Raw genomic sequence first — 7,909 nt, forward strand, 5'->3', positions numbered from 1 at the left:
ACGGCGAGCCTGTTCGGCGAGACCTGTCCACACTAATGGACGGCGGATCACTCGAAACCGATGCACCGTGCCCGCGCGAGCATCGATCGTCCTTGCAACCGTCGATGAGGCAGATCCGGTTTCCTCGCATCCGCTTTGCGAAGACCCTGAAGCGCTCCAGCGCCGATCAGGCGGGCTGCTCGTGCGCGGGCGACAGGCCCGGGTTGGTCGGCAGCAGAAACGTGATCAGCCAGCACGCCAGCAACATCACGGCCGAACCGACCAGGCATCCCGTGATCCCGGCAAACTGGTAGAGCACGCCTGAAAGCGCGGTTCCCAGCAGCCGTCCGGCGGCGTTGGCCGCGTAGTAAAACCCGACGTCCTCGGCGGCTTTTTCGGACCCGGCATAGGCCAGTATCAAATAGGAGTGCAGCGAGGAGTTCACCGCGAACGGCAAACCGAACAGCGCCAGTCCGATCACCAGGATGAGGTCGGGGCGGACGACACCGGTGGTCTGCATGACGACCGCCAGGGCGATCGGCACCGCGGCGAGCACCGCCGCCCACATCCGCGCCGCCGGGACCTCGCGGCTCAGGCCGTCCGGACTGCGGCTGACGAGCATGGGAGCGAGGGCCTGCACGCCGCCATAGGCGACGGTCCAGGCCGCGAGAAATCCGCCGACTTCGAGGAAGCGCCAGCCATTGGCGTAGAGAAACACCGGCAGTCCGACCACGAACCAGACGTCGCGCGCGCCGAACATGAAGATGCGGGCGGCAGCCAGCAGGTTCACGCCGCGCGATTTGCCGAACAGTTCGCGGATGGTTTTCGAGGACTTGGCCTTGCCGAGCTGCGAGGGCAGCAGAAGCAGGCCTGCGACGAAGATCACGCCGAGCAAGGCGGCCATCATCCACAGCGCCGGCGCAAATCCGGCCAGATCGAGCAACAGGCCGCCGATGAAAAACCCGATGCCCTTCATCGCGTTCTTCGAACCGGTGAACCAGGCGACCCAGCGGAACAGCTGCCCGCTGCCGTCGGCCGAGGTTGCCTTGATCGCTGATTTCGAGGCGGTCTTGGTCAGATCCTTGGCGACGCCGGCAATGCCCTGGGCGATCACCACCCACGCTACCGATGCCACGGCTCCCCAGCCGGAATCGAGCGCCGACAGCATCAGCAGGCCGGCGATCTGCAGCGCCTGGCCGATCGCGAGCATGCGGGGAATGCCGAAACGGGATGCGAAGTAGCCGCCGGCGAGATTGGCGGCAATGCCCGCCGCCTCGTAGAGCAGGAACAGAAAGGCGAGGGTGAACGGCGTATATCCGAGCCGGAAGAAATGGAACAGGACGAGCATCCGCAACGCGCCATCGACCAGCGTGAAGCCCCAATAGGACGCGGTGACGATGAGGTAGTTCCGGACCATGGAAACTACACGCCCGCGCGCTGGACGATGTTGGCGAGATCGACCATCCGGCAGGCGTAGCCGACCTCGTTGTCATACCAGGCGTAGACCTTCAGCAAGGTCTCATCGGTCACCATGGTACTCAACGCGTCGACGATCGAACTGCGTGGATCGTTGTTGTAGTCGGCCGACACCAGCGCCCGGTCCTCCAGACCCAGGATGCCCGCCAACACGCTTTCCGAGGCGGATTTGAACAACTGATTGACCTCTTCGATGGTGGTCGAACGTTTCAGTTCGAACACGCAATCGGTCAGGCTGGCGTTCAGCACCGGCACCCGAACGGCATGACCGTTGAGCTTGCCCTTCAGCTCCGGATAGATCAGCGCGATGGCGGTCGCGCTCCCGGTCGTGGTGGGCTGCATCGAGAGCAGGGCCGACCTTGCGCGGCGAAGATCCTTGTGCGGCGCGTCGACGACGACATTGGTATTGGTAGGGTTATGAATCGTCGTGATCTGACCGTGCCTGATCCCGATGGCGTCATGGATGACCTTCACGACCGGCGCCAGACAGTTCGTCGTGCAGGATGCCGCCGTCAGCAGCCGGTGCCGGGCCGGATCGTAGAGCTGGTCGTTGACGCCGACCACGATGTTGAGGGCGGCTTCGTCCTTGACGGGAGCAGCCACGATCACCCGTTTGACGCCCCGGTCGAAATAGGCCTGCAACTGATCAGGCTTGAGGAATTTTCCGGTGCATTCCAGCACGACGTCGCAGCCGAGATCGCCCCATGCGATGTCGCCGGGGCCGGCCTGTTCGCTGAAGCCGATGCGCTGCCCGCCAATGGCGACGACACCATCGGCTTCGACCGCGACGGGCTCGTGCCAGCGTCCGTGAATACTGTCGAATTCGAGGAGATGCGCGGTCGCCGCGATGCCGCCCTTCAGCTCGTTGATATGCACGACCTCGAGTCGGTTGCCGGCGCGGGGATCACTCTGGGGACGATGGATGCCGCCGAGCGCCGCGCGCAACGCGAGCCTGCCGATCCGGCCCATGCCATTGATGCCAACTCTCATCTCGATTCCCTCAGGGCGCTTCGCGCATGGTATCGCCGATCTCGTCGAGGCGGGCCTTGATCGCCATGCGGTCCAGCGAGTCGAAGGGGAGGCTGGTGAAGATCTCGATCCGGCGCCGGATCATCGCGTACAGTTCGTTCAGAAGCGTGGTGCGCTCGGTCGGCGATCCCGTGAACAGCGCCGGGTCGGGCAGGGGCCAGGCGCCGGTGACGAACTGATTGCCGAAATCAGGACAGAACTGATTATTGGGTGCGTCGCAGAGGGCGATGATGAAGTCCATGCGGGGAGCGTCAGGTCCCCTGAATTCGTCCCATGATTTGGAGTGCAGGCGCGACACGTCGTGGCCGAGCGCCGTCAGCCGGTCGATGACCTCCGGAACCGGCTGCCTGGCCGGATTCGATCCGGCGGAATAGGCCCGGAAACGGCCTCGGCCGATCTTCTCGAGCAGCGCTTCGGCCATGATCGACCGGGCGGAATTCTGCGTGCACAGGAACAGGACATTGAATGCGGGCGTCATGAACTTCTCCGTCGGTTCCGTGGCGATGATTTGGGATGGCAGATCGAAAGCGTCCCCGCACAGTTCCGGCCGCCCGTGGCAGCAGTCCTGCGACAGGAATTCGAGCAGGCCCCGAAAGCCGGTGACGTCGGCCCGATAGTTCATCGAGCGGCCGTCTTTCTCGGCTGAAATCAGACCCGCGCGGCTGAGAATGCCCAGATGCGTCGACATCGTGTTGTGCGGCACGTCGCAGAGCCGGGCGATCTCGCCGGCCGGCAGACTTTGCGGGTGGACCGCGAGGAGGTGGCGAACCGCAGCGAGCCGGGTCGGCTGCGCCAGCGATCCAAAGCCTTCGATGGCTACCGCTTCGCGATTGCCTTCGTCCATTGGAGCTTTCCGGGAGGTCGATCTGGAATTCATGTCGATATCTCTGGACTTATCTGATGACAATTTAGTGACAAAAGACCCCAAAAGATAGGAAAATGATCGAAAATACCGGTATTTGTTAATCTATCTGTCGACATATCAAGACATAATTCGAAAGAATGTTCGTCAGACCGATTGCGGGCATAATGTGCCCATGGAACTTACGTCCCGCCTGCGTCTGATGAACTGGCTGGTCCGCCAGGGGCTGACCGGCCTGCCCGAGAACGATTTGGTTCGCGGTTTCTGCGAGCGGTGCCGGGCAGGCGGGCTCGACCTGTCGCGCGGTCTCGCCTTCGTCGATACGCTGCATCCGATCTTCGAGGGGCGCGGATTTCGCTGGAACGATTCCGATACCAACGAGCGCGACGTCTTCGAATACGGATCGAGCAATGAGGGCACGGCTGCAGAGAACTGGCGGCGCTCGACCTTTTTCCACATGCTCGAGCATGGCACCGACGAGATCACGATAGATCTGTCCGACATCGGCTCGCTCGACTTTTCGATGATCGAGGATCTCGCCGCCAAGGGTCACAAGCATTTCGTGGCCTTCGTGCACCGGTTCGGTGAAGCCGGTACCATGGGTCAGATGGACTGCTTCTACTCGACCTGGACGACCCGGCGTGATGAGGGTTTTGGCGATCAGGGCCTCGCCGCCCTGCGCGACCTGGTGCCGGTGCTCGGCCTCGCGATCAAGTCAGCCGCGCAGGTCGATATCGCGCGGACGCTGGGCCGGGTCTATCTCGGACGCGACGCGTCGGAACAGGTATTGCGCGGAAAGATTTCGCGCGGCGTCACCGAGCGGATCAACACGGTGCTGTGGTTTTCCGATCTGCGCGGTTCCACTGCGATCAGCGAAAGCATCGGACCGGACGTGATCATCCCGTTCCTCAACGATTATGCGCAAGCCTCGATCGACGCTATTCACGATGCCGGCGGCGAGGTGCTGAAACTGATCGGCGACGGCGTGCTGGCGATGTTCACCCACGCAAATATGACGGTGGCGCGGCGCGCGGCGCTGCGGGCCGAGCATCGCTTCCGGCACAACATGAAGGCCCTCAATGCGAAGCGATCCGCCGGGAGCCGGCCGGTGACAACGGCCCATGTCGGCCTGCATGTCGGCGAGGTGTTCTACGGCAATATCGGCAGCGACGACCGGCTCGACTTCACGGTGGTGGGACCGGCGGTCAACGAGGTCAGCCGGATCGCCTCGATGTGCCGCTCGGTGGATCGCGAATTGCTGACGTCGTCGGAGTTTCGCAGCGGCCTCGACGCTACCGGGCGCAAATATCTGGTGTCCACCGGCCGGTTCGCGCTGCGCGGCATCAGCCGCGCACAGGATCTCTACACCCTCGATCCCGACATTGCCGCGGACGAGGTGGTGGCCGGCAGTTATGAGCGGTATCTGGCGGGCTAGATCTGCTTCGCCCGCATCGTGTAGAGCGCAACCGCCACCAGTGCCGCCACCGTCAGCACGCTGCCGAGCGCGAACATCGCGTCATGCGATACCGTGGCGGCGAGCCAGACCGCGATCGCGGCACTCATCATCTGCCAGAAGCCGACCAGCGCCGAGGCGGCGCCGGCCTTTTCGCCGAACGGCGATAGCGCCTGTGCCGTCCCGAGCGGATTGACGATGCCCATGCCGAGCAGGAACACGCACATCCCGGCGAGGAACGGCAGGAAGCTGGCATGGAACAGCGACACCAGCAGGATGGCGATGCTGCCGGTGGCCGCGAGCACAAGACCGATCCGGATGGCGCGGTCGAGCCCGAGGCGCGGCGCCAGTCTGGTCGCCAGCATGCCGGCGGCGAACACGATCAGGACGGTGCCCGCAAAGAACAGGCCGAGTTCGATCGGGGTGAATCCCATGCCTTCGATCAGCACGCGGGGGGCGGCGGAAAATATCCCGAACAGTCCACCCATGATCAGGCTGACGGTCGCGGCCGGGACGACGAAGCGGCGGTCGGCGATCAGGCCAAGATAGTTTGAGGCGATCGCCCGCGGGTTGAGCGGCGTCCGCGTCGCATGATGGGTTTCGCCGAGCACCATTGCATAGGCGATCGCCGCGATGGCTGCGAAGATCCCGACAAAGGCGAATTCCGAACGCCAACCGAAAGCCTGATCGAGTGCGCCGCCCAGCAGCGGCGAAAAGCCGGGCGCCGCCGCCATCGCGATCATGATCAGCGCCATGGCGCGGCCGAGCGCCGGGCCGGTGAACAGGTCGCGGGCGATGGCGCGCGACAGCACCGAGGTCGAGCAGGCGCCGGCGGCCTGGATGACGCGGCCGATCAGCAGGTTGGAGAGATCAGTGGCAAGGCCGCACCAGATGCTGCCGGCGATGAACACCGCAAAGCCCGCCAGCACCGGCCAGCGCCTGCCGTAGCGATCCGAGATCGGCCCGACCACGAGCTGGCCGAGCGCGAATACCGCGAGGAACACGGTGATCGATGCCGTCACTTCGGCGGTCGAGACCTGCAGCGACGCCGCCATCTGCGGCAGCGAGGGCAGCAGGATGTTGGTGGCGAGCGTTCCGGTTGCGGCCAGCGTGGCGAGCACCGCGATCTGCAGGACGGTGGAGGAGGCCTCGGGGCGCGGGCCTGCGTCGATCGCTACGGTCTGGTCGGCCATCGGAACTCCCGCGGTGGTTTGGATGATGTATATCATACAATGCGGAACGGGACACCTGGTTTGGACGGAGCAGGGATGCAAAAAGGCAACCGTCCTTCCGGGGCCATGCGCAGCATGGAACCCGGAATCTCAAGATTTCGGGTCTGATGCTGCGCATCATCCCAATAACGGGACGTTGGGCTTTGAGAGTCGGCGTGCCGACGGTGCGGCTATGCCTGCGCCGGCTCTCCGACCATGTCCGGCTGCCGCGTCAGCGACACCGCGGGCGACAGCAGGATCACCAGCGCCTGGGCGCCGAAGATCATGGCGGCCAGATAGAGGCAGGACTCTGCGCCAAAGACACCGCCGACGAGGGCGCCGAGCGCCGAGCCGAGCGGACGGGCGCCATAGCTCATGATGTTGATTGCGGAGACCCTGCCCAGCAGCGACGGCGGCGTCACCGACTGCCGCAGCGTGGTGGTCGAGATCACCCACAGGATCGGGCCGGCGCCGAGCAGGAAAAAGCTGAACGCCGCCAGCCATGGTGAAGGGATCACCGTGGTCAGCGCCATCACGCAGGCTGCGGCGAAACCGGTGGCCGGTCCGAGCCCGATCACGGTGCCGAAGCTGAGGCGGCGCATCACCCGCGTCGCCAGCAGCGCGCCGACCACCATGCCGACGCCGTACATCCCGAGTGTGAGGCCGACGCCGGTCGCCGACACTCCGAGCCGGCGCACCGCATAGGGCACGAACACGGCCAGCAGCAGGAATGACGCGGTGTTGAAGATGAACTGGGTGACGAACACCGGCCGCAGCAGCGGATGATGCAGCACGAAAGCGGCGCCTTCCCTGATCTCCTGCAGCGGATGGCGGCGCGGCACCGGCGCACGGGCCGGCTCATGGATGCCCGACAGCGTCACCACCGCGATCACGGAAAGCGCAGCGGCCACGCCGAAAGCGGGGGCAGCCCCCGTCCAACCCACCAGCGCGCCGCCCAGCGCCGGGCCGCTGGCGAAGGCCACGGTGCGTGCGAGTTCGATCCGCGCATTGGCTGACGGCAGCAGGCCCGGTGTCACCAGCGCCGGCACCAGCGCCGGCGCCGCCACGCTGTAGACGACGGTACCGCACACCGCGACGAAGCCGAGCAGGGCCAGCAGCGGCAGGGTCAGCCCGTCGAGCCAGATCAGCCCGAGAATGGCGGCCAGTGCCGCCGCGCGCAAAGCTTCCGAGCCCGCCATCAGCCGGCGCCGCGACATGCGGTCGGCAAGCAGGCCGGCGGGGATCGCGAACAGGATGAATGGCAGCGTCAGCGCGGTCTGCAGCAGGCCGGTCCGGCCCTCGCCGACCCCGAACAGGAGGACGGCGACGATGGGAGCGGCCGCCAGCGCGATCTGCTCGGCCGACTGCGCCGCCAGATTGGACCAAGCCAGCCGGTTGAAGGTTTTTGGCAGGCGAGGCGTTTGGTCGAGCGCGGGCATGGTGTGGCTTCCTGACAAATCGACAGGCCGCCACTGTCTTGTCCCCGGGACGGCCATGCCACCCGTTTCCCGACAGTCCGATCGCTGTGCTATTCCTCGACAGGAAGCCAAAAAAAGCCAGGGGGAGGCACGCGTGGCAAGACTGCCGTTGATTGATCCGGAAACCACCAGCGGGGATATCCGCGCATCCTTCGACAGGATGCCGGTGAAGCTGAACATCTTTCGCATGATGGCGCATGCGAAAGCCAACATGATCCCGGCGATGCGGCTCGGCAATTCCATCCTGCACAAGCAGAAGCTCAGCCCGGTGAACCGCGAACTGCTGATTCTGCAGGTCGCGCACCTCGAAGGCGGCGCCTATGAGTGGCGCCAGCATGTGCCGATCGCGCTCGGCGTCGGCGTCACCCAGCCCCAGATCGATGCCGTGGAGCGTGGCGATTACGGCGAAGACGTTTTTGAC

General features: G+C 65.0%; 7 protein-coding genes. 2 read left to right on the plus strand and 5 right to left on the minus strand.

The annotated features are described in order from the left end of the window. Positions 1 to 166 precede the first annotated feature (166 nt). The 3 genes from arsJ to Q8R73_RS01750 are packed head-to-tail and all read right to left on the minus strand — an operon-like array spanning position 167 to position 3,328. Positions 167 to 1,396 (minus strand): organoarsenical effux MFS transporter ArsJ, encoded by a 1,230-nt coding sequence (gene arsJ, locus Q8R73_RS01740; RefSeq protein ID WP_305717827.1) that lies wholly within the window; start codon positions 1,394 to 1,396, stop codon positions 167 to 169. A gap of 5 nt (positions 1,397 to 1,401) precedes the next feature. Next, complete coding sequence (locus tag Q8R73_RS01745) at positions 1,402 to 2,445, minus strand: ArsJ-associated glyceraldehyde-3-phosphate dehydrogenase (RefSeq protein ID WP_305717828.1); 1,044 nt, start codon at positions 2,443 to 2,445, stop codon at positions 1,402 to 1,404. A 10-nt stretch (positions 2,446 to 2,455) separates the two neighbouring features. Next, positions 2,456 to 3,328, minus strand: coding sequence for a helix-turn-helix domain-containing protein (locus tag Q8R73_RS01750; RefSeq protein WP_305717829.1), 873 nt, complete (start codon positions 3,326 to 3,328; stop codon positions 2,456 to 2,458). A 193-nt stretch (positions 3,329 to 3,521) separates the two neighbouring features. Here Q8R73_RS01750 and Q8R73_RS01755 point away from each other — a divergent pair, with 193 nt between their 5' ends. Beyond that, entirely contained in the window at positions 3,522 to 4,781 is a 1,260-nt protein-coding gene (locus Q8R73_RS01755; RefSeq protein ID WP_305717830.1) for an adenylate/guanylate cyclase domain-containing protein, read from the plus strand. On the opposite strand, the gene Q8R73_RS01760 is transcribed toward Q8R73_RS01755, so the two are convergent. Both Q8R73_RS01760 and Q8R73_RS01765 read right to left on the minus strand, forming a co-directional pair. After that, positions 4,778 to 5,992 (minus strand): multidrug effflux MFS transporter, encoded by a 1,215-nt coding sequence (locus tag Q8R73_RS01760; RefSeq protein ID WP_305717831.1) that lies wholly within the window; start codon positions 5,990 to 5,992, stop codon positions 4,778 to 4,780. The genes Q8R73_RS01755 and Q8R73_RS01760 overlap by 4 nt on opposite strands. Positions 5,993 to 6,201: 209 nt before the next feature. Continuing rightward, positions 6,202 to 7,449 carry an MFS transporter gene (locus Q8R73_RS01765; RefSeq protein WP_305717832.1) on the minus strand — a complete coding sequence of 416 codons (1,248 nt, stop codon included), beginning with the start codon at positions 7,447 to 7,449 and terminating at the stop codon, positions 6,202 to 6,204. A 133-nt stretch (positions 7,450 to 7,582) separates the two neighbouring features. Between Q8R73_RS01765 and Q8R73_RS01770 the strand changes: the two genes are divergently transcribed. Next, positions 7,583 to 7,909 (plus strand): carboxymuconolactone decarboxylase family protein (locus Q8R73_RS01770; RefSeq protein ID WP_305717833.1); only part of this gene is annotated, 327 nt, incomplete at its 3' end.

The sequence above is a fragment of the Bradyrhizobium sp. genome (genome assembly GCF_030697065.1).
In the GTDB taxonomy this organism is placed as follows: Bacteria; Pseudomonadota; Alphaproteobacteria; order Rhizobiales; family Xanthobacteraceae; genus Bradyrhizobium.